Origin of the sequence: Streptomyces sp. NBC_01235 (assembly GCF_035989285.1) — a bacterium.
Taxonomy (GTDB): Bacteria; Actinomycetota; Actinomycetes; order Streptomycetales; family Streptomycetaceae; genus Streptomyces.
Map to the genome: position 1 here is coordinate 6607733 of NZ_CP108513.1, position 20505 is coordinate 6628237.

General features: G+C 71.1%; 19 protein-coding genes and 1 pseudogene. 12 read left to right on the forward strand and 8 right to left on the reverse strand.

The window, feature by feature from the left end; translation table 11 throughout:
• Positions 1 to 499 precede the first annotated feature (499 nt).
• The 10 genes from hemL (at position 500) to OG289_RS29670 (ending at position 10577) form a co-directional block, all read left to right on the forward strand.
• Positions 500 to 1819: a glutamate-1-semialdehyde 2,1-aminomutase gene (hemL, locus tag OG289_RS29625; protein WP_327317100.1), complete on the forward strand. Its 1320-nt coding sequence runs from the start codon at positions 500 to 502 to the stop codon at positions 1817 to 1819.
• Positions 1816 to 2511 carry a histidine phosphatase family protein gene (locus OG289_RS29630; protein WP_327317101.1) on the forward strand — a complete coding sequence of 232 codons (696 nt, stop codon included), beginning with the start codon at positions 1816 to 1818 and terminating at the stop codon, positions 2509 to 2511. Before hemL ends, OG289_RS29630 begins: the two co-directional genes overlap by 4 nt.
• Positions 2512 to 2668: 157 nt before the next feature.
• Complete coding sequence (locus OG289_RS29635; RefSeq protein WP_327320839.1) at positions 2669 to 3976, forward strand: hypothetical protein; 1308 nt, start codon at positions 2669 to 2671, stop codon at positions 3974 to 3976.
• Between the two features lie 66 nt (positions 3977 to 4042).
• Entirely contained in the window at positions 4043 to 4675 is a 633-nt protein-coding gene (locus OG289_RS29640; protein WP_327317102.1) for a TlpA family protein disulfide reductase, read from the forward strand.
• 1 nt (position 4676) lies between these two features.
• The gene (locus OG289_RS29645) at positions 4677 to 5447 is read left to right on the forward strand and encodes a cytochrome c biogenesis CcdA family protein (RefSeq protein ID WP_327317103.1); all 771 of its coding nucleotides are present in this window, start codon (positions 4677 to 4679) and stop codon (positions 5445 to 5447) included.
• Positions 5448 to 5450: 3 nt separating this feature from the next.
• Positions 5451 to 7193 carry a cytochrome c biogenesis protein ResB gene (resB, locus tag OG289_RS29650; RefSeq protein WP_327317104.1) on the forward strand — a complete coding sequence of 581 codons (1743 nt, stop codon included), beginning with the start codon at positions 5451 to 5453 and terminating at the stop codon, positions 7191 to 7193.
• A gap of 186 nt (positions 7194 to 7379) precedes the next feature.
• Positions 7380 to 8480, forward strand: coding sequence for a c-type cytochrome biogenesis protein CcsB (gene ccsB / locus OG289_RS29655; RefSeq protein ID WP_327317105.1), 1101 nt, complete (start codon positions 7380 to 7382; stop codon positions 8478 to 8480).
• A 107-nt stretch (positions 8481 to 8587) separates the two neighbouring features.
• Complete coding sequence (locus OG289_RS29660) at positions 8588 to 9181, forward strand: RNA polymerase sigma factor (RefSeq protein ID WP_327320840.1); 594 nt, start codon at positions 8588 to 8590, stop codon at positions 9179 to 9181.
• Complete coding sequence (locus tag OG289_RS29665; RefSeq protein ID WP_327317106.1) at positions 9178 to 10134, forward strand: CU044_5270 family protein; 957 nt, start codon at positions 9178 to 9180, stop codon at positions 10132 to 10134. The genes OG289_RS29660 and OG289_RS29665 overlap by 4 nt, the downstream gene beginning before the upstream one ends.
• A 38-nt stretch (positions 10135 to 10172) precedes the next feature.
• Positions 10173 to 10577 carry a hypothetical protein gene (locus OG289_RS29670; RefSeq protein WP_327317107.1) on the forward strand — a complete coding sequence of 135 codons (405 nt, stop codon included), beginning with the start codon at positions 10173 to 10175 and terminating at the stop codon, positions 10575 to 10577.
• On the opposite strand, the gene OG289_RS29675 is transcribed toward OG289_RS29670, so the two are convergent.
• From OG289_RS29675 to OG289_RS29690, 4 genes are all read right to left on the reverse strand, one after another.
• Complete coding sequence (locus tag OG289_RS29675; protein WP_327317108.1) at positions 10574 to 12127, reverse strand: ABC transporter substrate-binding protein; 1554 nt, start codon at positions 12125 to 12127, stop codon at positions 10574 to 10576. The genes OG289_RS29670 and OG289_RS29675 overlap by 4 nt on opposite strands.
• Positions 12127 to 14325, reverse strand: a complete 2199-nt coding sequence (locus OG289_RS29680) for a hypothetical protein (RefSeq protein WP_327317109.1) — start codon at positions 14323 to 14325, stop codon at positions 12127 to 12129. The genes OG289_RS29675 and OG289_RS29680 overlap by 1 nt, the downstream gene beginning before the upstream one ends.
• A gap of 85 nt (positions 14326 to 14410) precedes the next feature.
• Complete coding sequence (locus tag OG289_RS29685; protein ID WP_327317110.1) at positions 14411 to 14782, reverse strand: VapC toxin family PIN domain ribonuclease; 372 nt, start codon at positions 14780 to 14782, stop codon at positions 14411 to 14413.
• 75 nt (positions 14783 to 14857) lie between these two features.
• Positions 14858 to 15181 (reverse strand): ArsR/SmtB family transcription factor, encoded by a 324-nt coding sequence (locus tag OG289_RS29690; protein ID WP_327317111.1) that lies wholly within the window; start codon positions 15179 to 15181, stop codon positions 14858 to 14860.
• Positions 15182 to 15277: 96 nt separating this feature from the next.
• Between OG289_RS29690 and OG289_RS29695 the strand changes: the two genes are divergently transcribed.
• Positions 15278 to 16246, forward strand: coding sequence for a quinone oxidoreductase family protein (locus OG289_RS29695; protein WP_327317112.1), 969 nt, complete (start codon positions 15278 to 15280; stop codon positions 16244 to 16246).
• 59 nt (positions 16247 to 16305) lie between these two features.
• On the opposite strand, the gene OG289_RS29700 is transcribed toward OG289_RS29695, so the two are convergent.
• Both OG289_RS29700 and OG289_RS29705 read right to left on the reverse strand, forming a co-directional pair.
• Entirely contained in the window at positions 16306 to 17298 is a 993-nt protein-coding gene (locus tag OG289_RS29700) for an isopenicillin N synthase family dioxygenase (protein WP_327317113.1), read from the reverse strand.
• The gene (locus OG289_RS29705) at positions 17291 to 17740 is read right to left on the reverse strand and encodes a nucleoside deaminase (protein ID WP_327317114.1); all 450 of its coding nucleotides are present in this window, start codon (positions 17738 to 17740) and stop codon (positions 17291 to 17293) included. Before OG289_RS29705 ends, OG289_RS29700 begins: the two co-directional genes overlap by 8 nt.
• A 423-nt stretch (positions 17741 to 18163) precedes the next feature.
• Here OG289_RS29705 and OG289_RS29710 point away from each other — a divergent pair, with 423 nt between their 5' ends.
• Positions 18164 to 18949 (forward strand): CDP-alcohol phosphatidyltransferase family protein, encoded by a 786-nt coding sequence (locus OG289_RS29710; protein WP_327317115.1) that lies wholly within the window; start codon positions 18164 to 18166, stop codon positions 18947 to 18949.
• Positions 18950 to 19118: 169 nt separating this feature from the next.
• On the opposite strand, the pseudogene OG289_RS29715 reads toward OG289_RS29710, so the two are convergent.
• Both OG289_RS29715 and OG289_RS29720 read right to left on the reverse strand, forming a co-directional pair.
• Positions 19119 to 19844 (reverse strand): annotated as a pseudogene (locus OG289_RS29715) (MerR family transcriptional regulator); the annotation flags it as partial.
• Between the two features lie 31 nt (positions 19845 to 19875).
• On the reverse strand, positions 19876 to 20481 hold the full coding sequence (locus OG289_RS29720; RefSeq protein ID WP_327317116.1) for a TetR/AcrR family transcriptional regulator: 606 nt from the start codon (positions 20479 to 20481) through the stop codon (positions 19876 to 19878).
• Positions 20482 to 20505: the final 24 nt, after the last annotated feature.

Here is a 20505-nt window from a genome sequence, read left to right on the forward strand (position 1 = left end):
CCCGCTGGTCGACTCGCCGGTCGATCCGCTCGGGCTCATTCGGTACACCCTGGTTCATACCCTGGTTCATGCCTTGGGTCGGACGTGCTTCGCCGGCTTCCTCCGCGTCGCGCCGGTGCCTTCCCCGATGGGCACGTCGAGGACCCCGGTCGTCAGTCCCCTCGCCCAGTCCGCCACCGCGATGCATATCTCCACCCGACTGCTTTTCTAGGACGCGTGGCCCCGCCGCGCAACCCGATCATCGTGTCAGTGACCTCCCCCACGGCCGTACGTCGAAACGTACGTTGAAACACCTGTCCGCAGGATCTTCGCAGCCCCTCGACACCTGGTCGTTGTGAGCTACGTCTATCAGGCTCAGTCCGTCTCAGTTTCGCAGATGACGAAGAGGTGGAACGGGTGGCGGCGGCCCCGCCTGCCTCCCACCACCGCTGGCCTACCCTGGGAGGTCACTGGCAACCGGAGTCCAGCAAGTCGGAGAAGGTCGGAGAAGTCGCAGGTCATGAGCGAACTGCCCTATTCATACGATGCGCCTGTCTCGCAGGCACTGTTCGACCGTGCGTCCGTGGTCACGCCGGGCGGGGTGAACTCCCCGGTGCGCGCCTTCCGTGCCGTGGGCGGAACGCCCCGGTTCATGGTGTCCGGCACCGGCCCCTATCTGACGGACGCCGACGGGCGGGAGTACGTCGACCTCGTCTGTTCCTGGGGGCCCATGATCCTCGGGCACTCGCACCCGGACGTGATCGCCGCCGTGCAGGACGCCGTCTCCCGCGGCACCTCCTTCGGCACGCCCGGTGAGGGCGAGGTGGCGCTCGCCGAGGAGATGGTCGCCCGCATCGAGCCCCTGGAGCAGGTGCGGCTGGTCTCCAGCGGCACCGAGGCCACCATGTCGGCCATCCGGCTCGCCCGCGGGTTCACCCGGCGCACCAAGGTGATCAAGTTCGCCGGTTGCTACCACGGGCACGTCGACTCGCTGCTCGCCGCGGCGGGCAGTGGCGTGGCGACCTTCGCGCTGCCCGACACCCCGGGCGTCACCGGCGCCCAGGCCGGCGACACCATCGTCCTGCCGTACAACGACCTGGAGGCCGTGCAGGAGGCCTTCCACCGGCATCCCGGCGAGATCGCCTGCGTGATCACCGAGGCCTCGCCCGGGAACATGGGTGTCGTGCCGCCGCTGCCCGGGTTCAACCAGGGGCTCAAGGACGCCTGCGCCAACAACGGCGCGCTCTTCGTCTCCGACGAGGTCATGACCGGCTTCCGGACCAGCCGGGCGGGCTGGTTCGGGATCGACGGCGTGCGGCCGGACCTCATGACCTTCGGGAAGGTCATGGGCGGCGGCTTCCCCGCCGCCGCGTTCGGCGGGCGCGCCGACGTCATGGCGCACCTCGCTCCCGCCGGGCCCGTCTACCAGGCCGGCACCCTCTCCGGGAACCCCGTCGCCACCGCCGCCGGGCTCGCCCAGCTCCGGCTCCTCGACGAGGCCGCCTACACCAGGATCGACGCCGTCTCCGGGCAGATCCAGGCGCTGGTCTCCGAGGCGCTGACCAAGGAGAGCGTCGCGCACACGCTGCAGAGCGCCTCCAACATGTTCTCCGTCTTCTTCACGGACCGGCCCGTGCGCAACTACGAGGACGCCAAGGCGCAGGAGTCCTTCCGCTTCACCGCCTTCTTCCACTCGCTGCTGGCGAACGGCGTCTACCTGCCGCCGTCGTCCTTCGAGTCCTGGTTCGTGTCCACGGCCCACGACGACGCGGCCGTCCAGAGAATCGCCGACGCCCTTCCGGCGGCGGCCCGAGCGGCTGCGGAGGCCACAGCGGCATGACCATCGAAAGCAACGGCACCAAGGACCTCACCGTCGTCCACCTCATGCGGCACGGTGAGGTCGCCAACCCGGACGGGGTCCTCTACGGCCGTCTCGACGGCTACCACCTCTCCGAGCTGGGCCGGCAGATGGCCGACCGGGTCGCCGAGCACCTCGCCCCCCGTGACGTGACGTACGTCGTCGCCTCCCCGCTGGAGCGGGCGCAGGAGACGGCCACGCCGATCGCGAAGGCGCACGGTCTCGACCTGGCCACCGACCCGCGGCTCATCGAGGCCGACAACGTCTTCCAGGGCAAGACGTTCGGGGTGGGGGACGGGGCGCTGCGCCGGCCCGAGAACTGGAAGCACCTCGTCAACCCGTTCAAGCCGTCCTGGGGCGAGCCGTACGTCGACCAGGTGGTGCGGATGATGGGCGCGCTGGACGCGGCGAAGGACGCGGCCCGCGGGCACGAGGCCGTGCTCGTCAGCCATCAGCTGCCGATCTGGATCGTGCGGTCCTATGCCGAGCGGCGGCGGCTGTGGCACGACCCGCGCAAGCGGCAGTGCACGCTCGCCTCGCTGACGACCTTCACGTACAGGGGCGACAGGATCGTGTCCGTCGGCTACAGCGAGCCCGCCATCGACCTGGTGCCGGCCCATCTCCGCGCCGGCGCCAAGCCGGTGAAGGGGAAGGACAAGGCCTTCGGGGCGTAGGCGCCACCCCGCCCGGACGCGCCCCTGGCCACCGGCCGGATCCGGTGGCCGAATCGGTTCCTCTGTTACCGAATCCGGAACTACCGGCGGAACCCCCTCGTTCGTCATGTCCTCTGATTAAGTGACCACTTCAGAGGACACGACGAACGAGGACGCCATGCGCACGATCACCCGAAGGGGAGCACTCGGACTCGGCGCGGGGGCCGCCGCCGTCGCCGGACTGGCCGGCTGCGGCAGCCTCACCAGCTCCGACGACCCGGAGCCCGCCGGCGGTTCGGGCAAGGGCGGATCCAAGGGCAGCTCCTCCGGGGGTCCGAAGGCCACCGCCCGCCCCCTCGGCGACGGCTCGACGTCCTTCACCGGCAAGCAGCCCCACCAGCCGGCCAAGCCGGTGCCGCTGGAGCCCGGCCAGGAGCCGCCGCAGTTCGTCGTCTTCTCCTGGGACGGCGCCGGTGAGGTCGGCAACGGGCTCTTCCCGCGCTTCCTGGACCTCGCCAAGGAGCACGGCGCGAGCATGACCTTCTTCCTGTCCGGGCTGTATCTGCTGCCCGAGTCGAAGAAGCGCCTCTACGACCCGCCGAACAACCAGCGCGGCGCCTCCGACATCGGCTACCTCACCGACGACCACGTCAAGGCGACGCTCACCAACGTGCGGCGCGCCTGGCTCGAAGGGCACGAGATCGGCACCCACTTCAACGGGCACTTCTGCTCCGGGCACGGCACGGTCGGCAACTGGACGCCGCAGCAGTGGCGCAGCGAGATAGACCAGGCCAAGTCGTTCGTGAAGAACTGGCGGACCAACACCGGCTGGACGGACCTGCCCGCGCTGCCCTTCGACTACGACAAGGAACTCGTCGGCGGCCGCACCCCCTGCCTCCTCGGCCAGGACAACCTGCTGCCCACCGCCAAGGAACTCGGCTGGCGCTACGACGCCTCCTCGCCGGGCGGGCGTCAGATGTGGCCGCAGAAGAAGGGCGGCCTGTGGGATCTGCCGTTGCAGCAGGTGCCCTTCCCGGGCCACAGCTTCGAGGTCCTCTCGATGGACTACAACATGCTCGCCAACCAGTCGGTCAACTCGACCAAGGCGCCCAGCTACAACTACCCGGGCTGGCGCAAGCAGTCCGCGCAGGCCTACATCCAGGGCTTCCAGCGGGCCTACGAGTCCAACCGCGCGCCGTTCTTCGTCGGCAACCACTTCGAGCAGTGGAACGGCGGCATCTACATGGACGCCGTCGAGGAGGCCTTCAAGCACATCGCGCGCGAGAAGGAGAAGGGCGCGGACGTACGGCTGGTCTCCTTCCGGCAGTTCGTGGACTGGATGGACGTCCAGAAGCCCGAGGTGCTGGAGAAGCTGCGCACCCTCGATGTCGGTCAGCAGCCGGCCGGCGGCTGGAAGACGTTCCTCGCGGCGACCCCGAAGACCTCGACGAGCCCGACCCCGACGGGTACCGAAACAGCCGCCTGATATGCGGTTTTCTCCCCGCAAGGGGGGTGCGCAAGATCCCCGGAACGGACATGCGAAACTTTTCACATGAGTGCCGCCAGCCGCGCCCCCCTGCGCTCGACCACCGGGATCCGTTCGCGCCGTACCGCCCTGGCCACGGCCGCAGGCGGAGCCGTCGCCGCGCTGTTGATGTCCGCGTGCACCTCCGGAGGCACCTCCGGCGGCGGTGGTGACACCAACTTCGTGATGGGCAAGGACGGCATCTCCACCGTGGACAAGGGGGAGCGCGACGCCGCGCCCGACCTGTCCGGCAAGACCATCGACGGCAAGCAGCTGGATGTCGCCGCCTACAAGGGCAAGGTCGTCGTCCTCAACGTGTGGGGCTCCTGGTGCTCCCCGTGCCGCGCCGAGGCGCCGGGCTTCCAGAAGGTCTCCCAGGACCTCCAGGCCGACGGTGTGCAGTTCGTCGGCATCAACACCCGGGACACCAAGGCGGCCAACGCCGTCGCCTTCGACAAGACGTACGGCATCAGCTACCCCAGTCTGTACGACCCGACGGGCAAGCTGATGCTCCGCTTCAAGAAGGGCACCCTGAACCTGCAGGCCATTCCCTCCACGCTCGTCCTGGACCGCGAGGGGAAGATCGCCGCGCGCTCGCTGGCCGCGCTCAGCGAGGAGAAGCTGCGCAAGATGATCTCTCCGGTCCTCGCGGAGAAGTGACGTGAGCGCAGTCACCACGCTCGCCGCGACGGGCTACAACGACACGGTGCTCAACGGCGCCCTGCTCGTCGCCCTGCCCATCGCGCTGCTCGGCGGTCTCGTCTCCTTCTTCTCGCCCTGCGTCCTGCCGCTCGTCCCCGGCTATCTGTCGTACGTCACCGGGGTCGCCGGCACGGACCTGGCCGAGGCCCGCCGCGGGCGGATGGTCGCGGGTGCCTCCCTCTTCGTCCTCGGGTTCACCGCCGTGTTCGTCTCCAGCGGGGCCCTGTTCGGCTACTTCGGGGAGAACCTCCAGGCCAGCCAGGGCGTCCTGTCCAAGGTGCTGGGCGTGCTCATGATCCTCATGGGCGTCTTCTTCATGGGCCTGATGCCCTGGATGACCCAGCGGGAGTTCCGCTTCCACAAGCGGCCCGTCGCCGGACTGGCCGGCGCCCCGCTGCTCGGCGCCCTGTTCGGCATCGGCTGGACCCCCTGCATCGGCCCCACCCTCGCCTCCGTGATCGCCCTCTCCTCCCAGCAGGGAAGCGCGGGCCGCGGTGCCATACTGACCGTCGCCTACTGCCTCGGCCTCGGTGTGCCCTTCGTGCTCGCCGCGGTCGCCTTCCGCAAGGCGCTCGGCGCCTTCGGCTGGGTCAAGCGTCACTACGTCTGGGTGATGCGGATCGGCGGCACGATGATGATCGTGACCGGTCTGCTGCTGCTGACCGGTGCGTGGGACCGCCTCGTGCAGGACATCCAGTCCTGGTCCGCCGGCTTCACTGTGGGGATCTGATCCATGAGCAAGACCACACCGACCGGTGAGACGACCCCCACCGGTGAGACGTCTCCGGTCGCCGCCTCCGACGACCAGGACCTCGGAGCCGCCGGCTCCCAGCTGTCCACGGCGCCCGTGGAGTCGCTCTCCTCCGCGCCCGGTCTGGGCGTGATCGGCTGGGCCCGCTGGTACTGGCGCCAGCTCACCTCGATGCGGGTCGCGCTGCTCCTGCTCCTGCTGCTGGCCCTCGGCGCGATCCCCGGCTCGCTGATCCCGCAGACCGGCAACGACGAGACGAAGGTCGCCGACTTCCGCCGGGTCCACGAGACCCTCGCGCCGGTCTACGACGAGCTCGGCCTGTTCCACGTCTACAGCTCGGTCTGGTTCTCCTCGGTCTACATCCTGCTGTTCGTCTCCCTCATCGGCTGCATCGTGCCCCGCACCTGGCAGTTCGTGGGCCAGCTGCGCAGCCGCCCGCCGGGCGCGCCCAAGCGTCTGACCCGGCTGCCCGCGTACACGACGTGGCGCACCGAGGCCGAGCCGGAGCAGGTCCGCGAGGCCGCGCTCGCCCTGCTGAAGAAGCGCCGCTTCCGCGCCAACCCGGCCGGGGACGCCGTCGCCGCCGAGAAGGGCTACCTGCGTGAGGTCGGCAACCTCGCCTTCCACATCGCGCTGATCGTGATGCTGGTCGCCTTCGCCTGGGGCCAGCTCTTCAAGACCGAGGGCAACAAGCTGGTCGTCGAGGGCGACGGCTTCTCCAACACCCTCGTCTCCTACGACGACTTCAAGTCCGGCACCCTCTTCGACACCGACGACCTGACGCCGTTCAGCTTCACCCTGAACAAGTTCACCGGCACCTACGAGGAGAGCGGCCCGAACAAGGGCACCCCGCGCACCTACCAGTCCGCCATCACCTACAGCGTGGGCGCCTACGGCAAGGACAAGAAGACCCTCGTCAAGGTCAACCACCCGCTGGAGATCGGCGACTCCAAGGTCTACCTCACCGCCCACGGCTACGCCCCCGTCGTGACCGTCCGCGACGGCAACGGCAACGTCGTCTACAGCGACGCCGTACCGCTGCTGCCGCTGGACTCCAACGTCACCTCCTCCGGTGTGATCAAGGTCTACGACGGCTACAAGAACGCCCAGGGCGTCGGCGAACAGCTCGGTATCAAGGCCACGCTCCTGCCGACGTACACCAAGGGCAACGAGGTCTCCTCCACGTTCCCGGCGCTGCGCAACCCGATGCTGAACCTCACGCCGTACCACGGCGACCTCGGCGTCGACTCGGGCATCCCGCAGAGCGTGTACCAGCTCGACACGGCCCACATGAAGGGCTTCAAGGGCCCCGACAAGCTCCAGCTGCGGGACAACCTCGCACCCGGTGAGACCATGACCCTCCCGAACGGCGCCGGCTCGGTCACCTACGAGGGCACCAAGGAGTGGGCCAACTTCCAGGTCACCCAGCAGCCCGGCAGCGGCTGGGCGCTGGGCGGGGCGCTCACCGCGATCTTCGGCCTGGCCGCCTCCCTGTTCATCCAGCGCCGCCGGGTGTGGGTGCGCGCGGTGAAGGGCGCCGACGGCGTGACGGTCGTCGAGATGGCCGGGCTCGGCCGCAGCGAGTCCGCCAAGGTGCCCGAGGAGCTCGGCGACCTCGCCGGGATCCTGTACGACCAGGCTCCCGGGGCGCCGGGTGAAACGGGGAAGGAGCCGGACGGTGTGTCCGACTCCAACGCCGCAGCTGCCGAAGGGTCTGAGAATTGAATCCTCTCCCTCGCGGATCCAGGGAGATTCCTGGCTCACGCCGCCCGGCGGACCAGCGGCCCGCCAGGTCTTCCACGATCAACGCCAGCCGGGTTGAAACCAGCCCGATAACACGACCGCAATCTTCCTGCAGACCTCACCGCCCGACACAAAGTCGCCGGGACATTCACCCGAAGGAGTGTTGAGGTGACTCTCGCCGCCGCAACCGATCTGGCCGCCGCCACCAACGAGAACCTCGCGAACATCAGCAACACGCTGATCTACTCCGCGATGGCCGTCTACACCCTGGCCTTCTTCGCGTACATCGCGGAGTGGCTCCTCGGCAGCCGCAGCAAGGTCGGCCGTACCGCCGCCGCGCTCACCGCCGAGGCGAAGGCCACGGCCAAGGGCCCGGCCGTCACCGTCAAGAAGAACGGCGGTACGGCCGTCCTGGAGCGCCCGCAGGTCGTCGTACGCTCCGCGTCCGGTGCGCGGGACGTGCCCGACGGGCCCGGCGCGCACGGCGGTGACGAGCAGGGCGACATGTACGGCCGGATCGCCATCTCCCTCACCGTGCTCGCGTTCCTGGTCGAGCTGGCGGGTGTGGTCGCCCGCGCGGCCTCGGTGGAGCGGGCGCCGTGGGGCAACATGTACGAGTTCAACATCACCTTCTCCACGGTGGCCGTCGGCGTGTACCTCGCGCTGCTGGCGCTGAAGAAGGAGGTGCGCTGGCTCGGCCTGTTCCTGATCACCACGGTCCTGCTGGACCTGGGTCTCGCGGTCACCGTCCTGTACACGGCGAGCGACCAGCTGGTCCCGGCGCTGCACTCGTACTGGCTGTACATCCACGTCTCCACCGCGATCTTCTGCGGCGCGGTGTTCTACGTCGGCGCGGTCGCCACGATCCTGTACCTCTTCAAGGACGCCTACGAGAACAAGCTCGCGACCGGCGGCAAGCCGGGTCGCTTCGCGAACTCGGTGCTCGACCGGCTCCCCGCCTCCGCGTCCCTCGACAAGTTCGCCTACCGCGTCAACGCGGCCGTCTTCCCGCTGTGGACGTTCACGATCATCGCGGGCGCGATCTGGGCGGGCGACGCGTGGGGCCGTTACTGGGGCTGGGACCCCAAGGAGACCTGGTCGTTCATCACCTGGGTCGCCTACGCCTGCTACCTGCACGCCCGCGCCACGGCCGGCTGGAAGGGCCGCAAGGCCGCCTACCTGGCGCTGCTCGCCTTCGGCTGCTGGCTGTTCAACTACTACGGCGTCAACATCTTCGTCACCGGCAAGCACTCGTACGCGGGCGTGTAACTCTCGTACCGAGAAGGCCGGTTTCTGTGACCTGGGTCACGGGAACCGGCCTTCGTCGTGCGGACAGGTAAGGGGACGTGGATACGACTCCGAGCACGACGAGAACGCTGAGGAAACGCATCCGCGCGGGGGACCACGACGCCTTCGGCGAGCTCTTCGACGCCTACGCGCGCTCCGTCTACAACCACGCCTACCGGCTCGCGGGGGAGTGGACGGTCGCCGAGGACGTCGTCTCGCTGACCTTCCTGGACGCCTGGCGGCTGCGCGAGAAGCTCGACGAGGACGGCGGTTCGCTGCGCCCGTGGCTGCTGGGCATCGCCACCAACGTCACGCGCAACACCCGTCGCGCGGCCCGAAGGCACGCGGCGGCCGTCGCCAGGATCCCGCGCGGCGAGCCGCTGGACGACTTCGCCGACGAGGTCGCGGGCCGCATCGACGACGCGGCGCAACTCGCCCTCGTGCGCGGCGCCTTCGCGAAGCTGCGGCGGGCCGAGCGGGAGGTGCTGGCACTGTGCGTGTGGGGCGGGCTGGACTACGCGGCGGCGGCCGAGGCGCTGGGGGTGCCGGTCGGGACGGTGCGGTCGCGGTTGTCGAGGGCGCGGACGAAACTCGCGAAATATACGGAACTCCCGCAAATCTACGGACAGATGAGAGGTGACCGCATCACCGCGGTCGGCCCCCTGAGGGAGGGAAACCGATGAACCAGCTTCCAGAACTGCCTGAGAAAGACCTCCCGCCGGGCCGTCACCAACTCCTCAAGGAGCATCTGATGACCGAGATCCGGCAAGAAGAACAGGCCCCTGTCCGCAAGCGGAACCCGTGGCTGCGGCCCGCGCTCACGGCAGCGGCCGTGGCGACCGTCGCAGCCGTCACGTTCACCGTGCTGCCGTCCTCCGGCGAGACCGGACCGCGCGTGACGACGGCGGCGGCCGTCCTGGAGGACGCGGCGCTGGCCGCTGGGAAGACGACGGGGTACGACAAGGTCCGCGACGACCAGTTCACGTACGTCGAGAGCCGGGTGTCCTTGGTGAGGGTCAAGGACGGGAAGCGGATCGTCGTGCCCCTGTATCGCCGGGAGGCGTGGCTGTCCGTGGACGGCAGCAGTGATGGCTTGGTGCGGGACGAGACCGACCCCAAGGACGTGCGCATGCCCGGCTTCACGAAGGGTGACGGCTACCCCATCCCCTACGCCGGCTACAACCACCTGAAGTCCCTGCCCGCGGACCCGAAGGCGATGTACGACTGGCTGCGCGAGAGCTCTCGGCACACGCTCTACATAGTGATGGGCGGCACGAAGGGCGGTGTCATTGAGAGGAACCAGGCGATGCTGCTGTCGGCGGGCCAGATGATGGAGGACGGGATCATGCCGTCCGCGCAGGCCGCCGCGCTGTTCCGGGCCGTCGCCCGTATCCCCGGGGTGACGGTGGTCGAGGACGCGGTCGACGCGCTCGGACGGCACGGGGTCGGGGTGGCACGCGAGGACGGGAAGGAGCCGTTCCGGATGGAGTGGATCTTCGACAAGAAGACGCACCAGCTGCTCGGGCAGCGCAAGACCCTCACCCGGGACTTCGGCGGCCTGAAGAAGGGGACCGTGTTCAGCGACTCCGCGACCGTGCGCCGCGCCGTCGTCGACAAGGCCGGCCAGCGCCCGTAACGCGTGCGGAACCCTCCGTCCGGAGTCAGGCTGGTGTCATGAGCGGTTCCGTCGAACAGGGCACCAGCCAGACCCACGGGAACACGCACATCCTGCACTTCCTGGTGCGGCTCCCGGGGGCCATGGGGGCGGTCTGGCCGGCGCTGGCCACCCCGGAGGGGCTCGGCGGCTGGTGGACGGCCGTCGACGTCCTCGAACCCCGGCTCGGCGGCACGGTCGCCCTGCGGGGTCTGGGTGCGGGGCAGGTCACCGCGTGGGACGTGGACCGGGTCGCCGAGTACACGGTGGCGGACGGCGCCCGGATCCGGTTCCACCTGGAGCGGGACGGGGACGAGGGGACGGTCCTGCGCTTCACCCACGAGTTCCGGGGCGAGGGTGACAGTGAGCCGACCTGGAGGGCTCGATTCGAACGTCTGATCGAAACCCTGGAGGGTCGGGCCTAGGACGGCGGCAGGCACTCACCCGTCGGCGGCTTCCCCTCCGGCCAGGCGATCCGGACGAAGCGGGAGCCGCCGTCGGCGTGGAGTTCCACGATCGGTACGGCCTTGTCGTACGGGTTGCCGTGCACGTCCAGGCAGATCCAGCCGCTCGCCCCGTTCACCCGCAGCGAGCCCTTGACCTGCGGCCACTGCAGGCCGACGTCGGCGAGGGGCGGGACGGTCCCGCCGTCGGGGGTGGCCTCGCGGATGCCGTGGACGGCCAGCGTCAGCGCGTCGTAGGCGATGATCACCTGGCCGTCGTCCAGGGCGACCGGCCCGATCGGGCCGACCGGCTCGCGGACGGCGCGGGCGAGGAGGTCGGTGAGGACCTTCGCGTCCGCCGCCGAGCCGCCCGGCCCCGCGGGGGACTTCGTCCAGGCGTCCGGGTGGGCGAGGGCGGTGTAGCGGACGGAGAGGTTGTGGGTGAGGGCCGTGCGGTCCAGCTTCTTGTCGCCGGACAGGTAGGAGCCCTCGTCGCCCGTCAGTACCGTGAACCTGCGGTTCTGGCAGCCGCGGGTGCCGAGCGCGTTGATGAACTGGCGCAACTGGGTGTGGCGGCCGGCGAACAGGATCGTGTCGGTCTCCGCCGAGGTGTCGCACACCAGGTGGGTGATCTGCCGGAAGGTGTTCGCCGTCGTCCCCTCCTGGGTGCGGTCGGCGGGCGGGGTGAACGGCTGCGGCTCGTAGGGCGAGCCCTTGAGCAGCGCGGTGAACGACGTCTGCAGCGTCCGCGTGTACGGGTCGCCCGGCTTGTCGTACACCAGCAGCGCCCGGCCCGCGTTGACCTTGGCGAACGAGGCCAGGGCGCGCGCCTCGTCGGTGTTGGTGGGGGCGACCCGGGCCAGTCCGGGGAGGGGGTCCTTGCCGTGCTGGCCGTTGGCGAGGTCGTCGGCGGTGATGGAGGCGCCGACCACCGGGATGCCCCGCTCGGTCAGCTCCGCCACGGCCTTCTTGTTGTTGTCGGTGCTCTGGCCGACCCCTGCGACCGCGCGCAGCCGGTCGGAGCTCTTCGTCATCCGCTCCAGCTGGTCGACCATCGTCTTCCAGTGTTCGCTGGTGGCGCCGGGGTTGGCGAGCACCAGGCGGATCGCCGGGGCCTGCCCGTTGGAGGTGTGGTTGGCCTGCCACTGCGCCAGGTAGGCGCCCTGCACCTCGTGCTGGATGTCGCTGAGCGTGGAGGGCGTGGTGGCGGTGTACGGGAGCATCAGCGCGACGGTGACGTAACTGCCCGCCTTGAGACGGTCGTTCTCCCGGTCGATGGCCTTCACCGCGTCCCGCAGCTGCGGATGCCCGAAGTCGTACGCGCCCGTGGCCACGCCCACGCACTCGTCGCTGTCGGCCGGACGGGCCACCCCCGGCGCGCACGTACGGTTCTCGTCGGTGACCGCCCGCACGGCGAAGACCACCCCGGTCACCAGGGCCGCCGTGACCAGCAGCGCCAGATAGCGGTAGAGGCGGATCTCCCAGACCTCTCGCAGCCACCGCAGCAGCGGACTTCTGCCCCCGTCAGCCATTACGCCACCCCGTCCCCGTCGTCCCCGTCGTCCGGACCGTTCCCGTCTCCGTCCCCGTCCGTGTCCTCGTCCCCGTCCTCGTCCCCGTCCTCGGCCGGTGTGCGCAGGGGGCGGCCCGCGAGGGCGTCCTGGGGCCAGGCCTGGGAGGTCGCGAACAGCAGCGCGCCCCCGGCGGGCCGCAGGTCGGACAGTTGCAGCAGTTCGAACTTGAGCCGCCCGCACACCTTGGGGTCCGGCAGCACCAGCGGATCGGTCACCTGCCACACCGCGTGCAGCAGCCGCCGTACCCGCAGATGCAGGGAGGCGTTCACGCCGTCCGGAGGCTGCTGGGCGGCGTCCGTGCGGCCCAGCGCGATCGCGGACCGGCGGTCGTCATGGCCGTCGGAGTCGCGGCCCTCGGCGTCGTGCGCGTGGAAGTAGGGCGCGGACGCCAGGAAGCACAGGGTGTCCAGCCAGGTGCGGGTGCGCAGGGTGGCGAAGGTGTCGCGCAGGTAGGCCACCGCGCCGGCCGTGTCGCCGAGGGCCAGCTCGTGGTAGAGCCGGTAGCGGGCGTGGGCGGGGTCCGGACGCTCGTCGGAGTCCTGGGTGAAGTGCTGGATCAGCGTCTCGTGCACCTCGCGCCACTTGGCGTGGTCGGCGTGCCGGTGGTGCAGCCGGAGCAGCAGCAGGGTGCGGATGAAGGGGTCGCCGACGAAGTGGCCCTGCTCGGCCTTGAACCCCTCCTCGGCGAGCCGCGCCCGCAGGGACCGTACGCCCGACGAACCGAAGTCGTCCGGAAGTTGGGCGTGCGCGAGGGCGACCGCCGAGTCGTGGCCGTGCGCGGCCGCGAGGACCGTCAGCTCGTCGAGCCGGTCGGCGGGGACCAGCCGGCCGAGCAACTCGGCGTAGGCGGGACGGCCGTCGTCGGCCTGCCCCTCCTCCCTCTTCACCTTCGCGAGGAGCAGCCGCCCCAACGAGGCGGCCTTGTCCGGGTGCCGGCGGGCGGCGGTCGCGAGCAGGACGATGCCGAGCGGATTGCCACCGGTCAACCGGTGTGTGGCGTGCGGCAGTTGGGGCGGGATCTCGACGTCGTCGCAGACCGCGCCGACCATGTGCAGGGTGTCGTCGGGGGAGAGCGCCGGCAGCGGCACCAGCAGCGCCCGCGAGGAGGGCGAGCTGCCCGGCTCCCAGTCCGTGGCCCGGGCGACGTCCGGGAGTTCGCGGCGGACGGCGTCCCCCAGCGCGGGATGGTTGGTGCCACGTACGGTCGCCACCCAGACCACCTGGTCGGCGACGCCGTCGGCCCGGTCCCGCAGGACGGCGTCCAGCAGTCCCGGACCCGGTCCGCTACGCGCGTTGTCCAGTAGCACGAGCGGACGCCCCAGGCGCGTGAGCCGCGACCCGATGCCCGCGTACGCCTCGGCCAGGTCGGCGAGCAGCGCCCGCACCAGCCACCGCTCGGCGTGCTCGCGCGAGGTGCCGCCGGCCCGGAAGTTCCCGGCGAGCAGCAGGAGCCCGCGCTTGGCGTTGCCGCCCGCGTTCGGATACGAGCGGTACCAGGTGGCCGGCTTCTGCTCCTTGCGGTGCGTGACCCCCTCGGACAGCGCCTCCAGGGTGGCCTCGACGGTCGCCGCGACGAACGGGCCCCCGCCGCTGGCCGCCGCGATCACCTTCGACGCGACCTTGGCCGCCCACCGCCCGGCCAGACTGAACCGCGTCGCCCGCTCGTTCAGCAGCAGGATCCGCACCAGCTCGCGCCGGATGCGGTCCGAGTCGGTCCGGCCGCTCCAGTCGCTCGCCCGGACCGCCACCAGCCCCGCCGTCAGCCGCGGAAACGTGAGCTGACCGGCCGCCCTGACGGGCTCGGTCAACTGCTCGGCGACCACCAGCAGCGCCTGCCACACCGGCGACCAGGACTCGGGACTCTCCTCGTGCGGCGGCCGCGCGAACTGCTCGTCCTCACAGTCGATCAACGCGACCGGAGTACGCCGACGGGCCTCACCTCGGCGGGTGTGCTCGGTATACGCGTCCCACAGTTCACCGAGCACCGCGCTCTTGCCGAGCCCCCGCCCGCCGGCCAGCACCAACAGCGGCGGACCGCCGGGGTGTTCGAGCCTCTCCGCGTGCAGCTCGTACGGACGGATCCCCACGAGTCGCGGTACGAGACCGGCGGGCTCGACATCGAACAGCGCCCCACGCCCGTACAACCGTCCGTGCACCGCGCACCTCCCCCAGGGCCGGTATCCCAACGCAAGGGTAAGGAGGGGGAGTTGCTATGTGCCAGATCGCGTGGTGTCCGTTGGGTTACGAAATTTCCGGACGGGACGGACCTGGGAACGGTCGCCGGAGGTCAGTCGGCGGTACCTCGGCGGTCGCCGCGATGACCAGGTCGGAGACCGAGAGGGCCTTCCAGTTGCCGACGGCGATGAGCCGCGTCTGCACGTCCAGTGCACGGTCCCACGCTTCGTCGGGCGTGGACAGCCAGTCGAAGCCCCGCATCTCATCGCGGATCCGCTCCGCGTCCGCCTTGGAACGGGCATTGTGCGGAATTTCGAGTTCGACAGCGCCGCACACCGCCGGCGGCTCCGCGTCGTGAAGCGGATCGATCACGGCGCGAACCGCCGGTTTCGGGTAGCGGGCGAGCGCGGACTCGTCGATGAGGTGGCGGTCGTTCATGCGGCCTGGTGAGGGTCGCCCACGGTCTTCGAGGTTTCGACCGGGCCGGTCGCTACGCGGTGTTCGAGCCGGCGGTCAGTCGCGGCTGAGGGCGAGGGCCAGCAGTCCGGGGAAGCGGGCGTCGAACTCCGCCCGCCGCAGCCGGTTGACCCGCCGGGGGCCCTGGTCGCGCTGCTCGACGAGGCCCGCGCCGCGCAGTACGGCGAAGTGGTGACTGAGGGCGGCCTTGCCGACGGGCACGTCGAAGCTGCCGCAGGACCGCGTCCACTCGGGGGAGTCGGCCAGCTCCCGGACGAGCGTGATCCGTACGGGATCGGCGAGGGCGGCCAGCGCGGTGAGGACCGGGACGTCGTCGGGGTGGGTGTGCTCGGGGGCGGCCCGATGGCCGGCGGTGGCCATGCTGTCCTCCTTCTGCCGGGCATTGCCGATTGTTCGATGAAAACCATACACTCACCAGTGTTCGCTTTTCATTGAACAGTCGAGCGGGAGTCCTGCATGCGCGCAATCGAAATCCAGGAGTACGGCGGTCCCGAGGTCCTGCGGGTGGTGGAGGTGGACGTCCCCGAGCCCGGCCCCGGCCAGGTGAGCGTCGACGTGGCCCACGCCGGGGTGAACTTCGCCGACCTGAAGGCGCGCGGCGAGGGCTACCGGGTGCCGGCGCTGCCCTTCCGGCCCGGCCTGGAGGTCTCCGGACGGGTACGGGCGCTCGGCGCGGGCGTGACCGGGCTGACCGTCGGCCAGGAGGTGACCGCGCTGACGGCGGGCGGCGGCTACGCGGAGGTGGCCGTCGCCGAGGTGGCGACCGTCTTCCCGCTGCCCGACGGCGTCGACCTGCGCACGGCGGCGACCCTCCCCACGGTGCTGCCGACGGCGTACGCGCTGGTGCACGCGGTGGGACGGCTGCAACGGGGCGAGACCGTCCTGGTCCAGAGCGCGGCGGGCGGAGTCGGCACGGTGGTGGGCCAGTTGGCGAAGGCGGCGGGCGCGGGCGCCGTGTACGGCGTGGTGTCGTCGGCGGCCAAGGCCGAGTACGCCCGCACGCACGGCTACGACGAGGTGTTCGTCGGCGACTTCGAGAAGGCGGTACGGGCGGCGACCGGCGAGCGCGGGGTGGACCTCGCCCTCGACCCGGTCGGCGGCGAGACCCTGCGCGCCTCCCTTGCCTCCCTCGCGGTCTTCGGACGCCTGGTCTCCTTCGGCAACGCGAGCTCCGCCGAGCCGTGGAGCGTGGGGCAGCCGGAGTTGGCTCCCACGGGACTCTCGGTCGCGGCCTTCTCCGTCCTGAACCTGGCGCGGACCGCCCCCGCCGCACTGCGCACGCTGGCCGAGCGGGCCTTCGCGAAGGTCGCCGACGGGACGGTCTCGCTGCCGGTCACCGCGGAGTTCGCCCTGCCGGAGGCGGCGGAGGCACACCGCCTGATGGGCGGACGCTCCAGCACGGGCAAGCTGCTGCTGAGCGTCTAGGGGCAGGCCAGGGCAGGGCAAGGCAGGGCGGGTCAGGCAGGGCAGGGCAGCACAGGCGCTCAGTCGACTGTGATGGAATCCAGCTTCTCCCGCAGGTACGCGTGCGAGTCGACGGGGTCGTGCGCCACTCGGCCGACCGGCGCCGGTACGGACTCCACGAGCGTCCCCGGTGTGCACTCGCCGAAGTAGACGAGGGACATGAGCTCCTCGGCGGGCGCGTCGGCGGGCGGGGGCAGGACGCGGTGCCGTCCCGAACGCCATCGGTCACCGGTCCAACGGGCCAGCAGATCACCGATGTTGATGGTGAAGGCGTCGGGGTCGAAGGGCGCGTCCTCCCAGCCGCCGTCGTCCGTCCACACCTGGAGGCCGCCCTTGCCGGCCTGCCGGTCGAGGACGGTGACCGTCCCGAAGTCGGTGTGGGGGCCGATGCGGAACTGGCCGGGCTGCGGCTCGCCGACGACCTCCGTGCCCGGGTACCAGTTGATGTTGAAACCGTAGGTGGGGTGGTCCATGTGCCGGGAGAAGAAGTCCGGTTCGAGACCGAGAGCCTCGCCCAGCAGGGAGAGCAGCTGTTTCTCCAGCTCGGCCATCCGGTCCAGGTACTCCTCGCAGAGCGCCCGAAGCTCCGGCACCTCGGCGGGCCACACGTTCGGCGCGTACCACTCCGCGTTGACGACCGGGTCGTCGAAGGGCTCGTGGGTGGCGAAGGTCAGGGACTCCTTCAGGTCCGGGGGAGTCTCCGTCCCCTCGGAGTACCCGTTGGCCTCGGCTCCGGGGCCCAGCCAGCCCCGCCCCCCGACCTTCGCCGCGTACGGCTGCTTGGCCTCGGCGGGGAGGACGAAGAAAGCCCGCGCGGCTGCCCGGATGCGGTCGCGCAGGGCGGGGTCCACTCCATGGCCGGTGACCAGCAGGAACCCGGCGGTCTGGAGGGCGTTGTCGACGGTGCGGGCGATGGCGGCGCGGGCCTCGGGGCCGCCGTCCAGCCAGGGGCGCAGGTCGATGGTGGGGATGCGGGGCGGCCGGGGGGTACCGGGGGCCTGGGGCTCACTCACCGATGTCCTCGTTCCACAGCGCCGGGTTGGTGTCGACGAAGTCGCGCATCATCGCGACGCATCCGGGGTCGTCCAGGAGCACGATCTCGACGCCGTGTTCCGCCAGCCAGTCGTGGCCGCCGTGGAAGGTGACCGCCTCGCCGATCACGACCCGCGAGATGCCGAACTGGCGGACCAGCCCGGAGCAGTACCAGCAGGGGGACAGGGTCGTCACCATCGTCGTGCCGCGATAGGTGCGCTGTCGTCCCGCCGCGCGGAACGCGGCCGTCTCCGCGTGCGTCGAGGGGTCGTCGTCCTGGACACGCCGGTTGTGGCCACGGCCCAGCAGGGCGCCGTCCGCGCCGTAGAGCGCGGCGCCGATCGGAATGCCGCCCTCGGCGAGGCCGGCGCGGGCCTCGCCGAGGGCGGTGGCGAGCCAGGTTCGTGCCTGCGACTGATCCATGCCTCTCACTTTCCCGGGCCGGGAACACGAGGGCAACGTGGGGACGGTTCCGGGCCGTGGTCCGGCGCAGGGTGACGAGGCCCGGTCCGTTGAAGGGGGCGTAGCACGTCACCGTCCGCGGGGTGCGCAGGACGTCGTCCTCGGCGAACAGCTTCCGTGCCGTCTCGTAGGACACCTCGCCGCCGACGACCGGGGCGACACGGTCGTGGAACTCGCGCGACGACTGCGGCAGCGGCTCCCCGGGCTTGACCTCGTCCTCGCCCCACACGTCCCACAGGAGGGTCATCGACCACGTGTTCGATTCCGGGTCGGTGTACCCAACCGTGTCAAAATCCCCCAGAAAATGTCCAGGTGCGGGTCAAGTAACCTGTGCCGATCATCGCCGCAGGCGCGGCAGTTGAGCCCCGGGCGGAAGGAAAGTTCATGGTTGCTGCTCCTGTTCTGGAGGAGCTGCGGGAGGTCTGCCAGCCGCAGGCGAAGCTCGCCAGCCGCAACGGCGAGCACTGGGCGGGCCGGCTCTACATGCGCCGCGTCTCGCTCCGCTTCACCCGCCAGCTGGTGCGCACTCGGGTCACCCCCGACCAGCTGACCTGGACGATGGTGGTGTGCGGGGTGCTGTCCGGCGCCGCGCTGCTCGTCCCGGGGCTGACGGGGGCCGTACTCGCCGCCCTGTTCATGCAGTTGTTCCTGCTCTTCGACTGCGTGGACGGCGAGGTCGCCCGCTGGAAGGGGCAGAACAGCGCGACCGGCATCTACGTCGACCGGCTCGGCGCCTACCTGGCCGACGCGGCGCTGATGATCGGCTTCGGCTTCCGGGCCGCCGAGTCCGGGCTCGGCGGCTGGGCGGGCTTCAACGGCTGGGTGTCCCTCGGCCTCGCGACCGCGCTCGGCGTCGTGCTGCTGAAGGCCTCGACCGACCTGGTGGACGTGGCCCGCGCCCGCCGGGGTCTTGCCGTCGCCGACGACGAGTCCACCGCGCCCCGCTCGCAGGGCGTCGCCTCACTGCGCCGGCTCGCCGCCGCCTTCAAGATCCACCGGGTCACCAACGGCATCGAGGCCTCCCTCGTCCTGCTGGCCGTCGCGGCCCTGGACGCGGTGACCGGCGGGGTCGAGCCGACCCGCTGGGCGCTGGCGGCCATCGCCGCGATCACCTGGCTGATGGTCCCGGCCCACCTGCTGTCGATCCTGTCGTCGTCCCGGCTGCGCTGACGCCGACAGCTGCGGCTGCGCCGACGTCCTCGTCGTCACCGTTCGGGCTGACGTCGTCGTCGCCGGCTGCGTTGACGCTCTCGGCGTCGTCGCCGTTCGGGCTGACGTCGTCGTCGCCGGCTGCGTTGACGCTCTCGGCCGTGGCTTCGCCGGTGGTGACGCCGTCGTCTCCGGCCGCGGCGAGGCAGTCCAGGTAGCTGTGCAGACGGCCCGCACCCGCCAGCATCGCGCGGGTGCGGGCCGTCAGCGACTCCCCGCGCGCCGCGAGCGCCGCCCGCAGCGCCGCCTCGCTGCCGCCCTCCCGGCGCAGCTCCGCCAGCACCGGGCGGATCTGCGCGAAGAGGTAGTGCCCGCGGCGCAGGGAGTGGACCACCCGGGCGTCGCGCACGTCGGCGGGGCCGAACACGCGGTAACCGGTGCCGCGTTCACGCGGCGGGGTGAACAGCCCGGCCGCCTCCCACACCCGCAGCGCCGACGTCCGGACGCCCAGCAGCCGGGCGACCTCGCCGATGCGCAGCCCGGCCGAGCGGGGCGGCGGCACGGATTCCGCCGCCAGCGCCGCCAGGGCCTCGCCCGTCGCCCGCAGGGCGGTGCGCTCCTCGTGCAGCGCGGCGTGGGCCGCGTCGACGAGGGCGAGGGCGGCCGGGACGTCACCGGCGTGCAGCGTCCGCATGATCCGGGCGGCCGGCACCGGACCGTACCCCTTCACCAGCGCGCGGTAGGCCAGCAGCGCCTGCCGGTGGACGTCCGTGAAGGTGCGGTAGCCGGACGCCGTGCGCTCGGCCGGAGGCAGGACGCCCGCCTCCTCGTAGTTGCGGATCTGCTGCGTCGACAGCCCGGCGAGGCGGGCGAGGTCGACGGAGCGCAGCCGGCCGCCGCCCGCGCGGTCGGTCATCGGACCACCGTGCTCCCCTCGCGGCCGGGCCTCACGGGCACAGGGAGCGCCAGATCCGGTCCGGAAGCAGCCGCGCCGCCTCGTCGAGGTCCACGTCGTCGATGCCGGACAGCCACCGCCGCGCGACCCCGACGACCGGTCCCAGGACCAGGGACTCGATCAGCGGCAGCGGCAGCCGCGCCAACTCCCCTGCCTCGATGCGGGGTTGGGTCCATGCGGCGAAGGCCGACAGCCTGGCCTCCTGGGAGTCGCGCAGTTCCTTGCCCCGGGTCATGCCCTGCTGGTCGGCCCGGGAGGAGTGCAGGAGCAGCGCCGCGTCCCGGTGGTCGCGGACGAACGCCAGATAGGTCCGCACGATCGCGCGGATGCCCGAGCGTGCCGTGCGGGTGCCGCGCAGGGCGGTGACCAGCTCGCCCAGCAGCCGGTCCAGCCAGCGCTGCGCCAGCGCGGACAACAGGCCGTCGAGGCTGCCGAAGTGGTGGTAGAGGCTGCCGAGACTGACCCCGCTGGCCTTGGTGACGGCGCTGACCGTGAAGCCCTGTTCCCCTTCGGCGGCGTACACGCGCAGGGCGACGTCCAGGAGCAACTCGGCGGTGGCCTCGCCGCGCTGCTGCTTGGGGCGCTGCTTCGTGCTCATCGAACGCCTGTCCTTGATCGCGCT

Bases quoted from the DNA above. Each gene is read 5' to 3' on its own strand.
- OG289_RS29720 (WP_327317116.1), bottom strand. From the start codon at position 20,481: ATGAGCACGAAGCAGCGCCCCAAGCAGCAGCGCGGCGAGGCCACCGCC.
- OG289_RS29670 (WP_327317107.1), top strand. From the start codon at position 10,173: ATGAGCGGTTCCGTCGAACAGGGCACCAGCCAGACCCACGGGAACACG.
- hemL (WP_327317100.1), top strand. From the start codon at position 500: ATGAGCGAACTGCCCTATTCATACGATGCGCCTGTCTCGCAGGCACTG.
- OG289_RS29685 (WP_327317110.1), bottom strand. From the start codon at position 14,782: ATGAACGACCGCCACCTCATCGACGAGTCCGCGCTCGCCCGCTACCCG.
- OG289_RS29635 (WP_327320839.1), top strand. From the start codon at position 2,669: ATGCGCACGATCACCCGAAGGGGAGCACTCGGACTCGGCGCGGGGGCC.
- OG289_RS29695 (WP_327317112.1), top strand. From the start codon at position 15,278: ATGCGCGCAATCGAAATCCAGGAGTACGGCGGTCCCGAGGTCCTGCGG.
- OG289_RS29690 (WP_327317111.1), bottom strand. From the start codon at position 15,181: ATGGCCACCGCCGGCCATCGGGCCGCCCCCGAGCACACCCACCCCGAC.
- OG289_RS29665 (WP_327317106.1), top strand. From the start codon at position 9,178: ATGAACCAGCTTCCAGAACTGCCTGAGAAAGACCTCCCGCCGGGCCGT.
- OG289_RS29630 (WP_327317101.1), top strand. From the start codon at position 1,816: ATGACCATCGAAAGCAACGGCACCAAGGACCTCACCGTCGTCCACCTC.
- OG289_RS29675 (WP_327317108.1), bottom strand. From the start codon at position 12,127: ATGGCTGACGGGGGCAGAAGTCCGCTGCTGCGGTGGCTGCGAGAGGTC.
- resB (WP_327317104.1), top strand. From the start codon at position 5,451: ATGAGCAAGACCACACCGACCGGTGAGACGACCCCCACCGGTGAGACG.
- OG289_RS29640 (WP_327317102.1), top strand. From the start codon at position 4,043: ATGAGTGCCGCCAGCCGCGCCCCCCTGCGCTCGACCACCGGGATCCGT.
- OG289_RS29710 (WP_327317115.1), top strand. From the start codon at position 18,164: ATGGTTGCTGCTCCTGTTCTGGAGGAGCTGCGGGAGGTCTGCCAGCCG.
- OG289_RS29705 (WP_327317114.1), bottom strand. From the start codon at position 17,740: ATGGATCAGTCGCAGGCACGAACCTGGCTCGCCACCGCCCTCGGCGAG.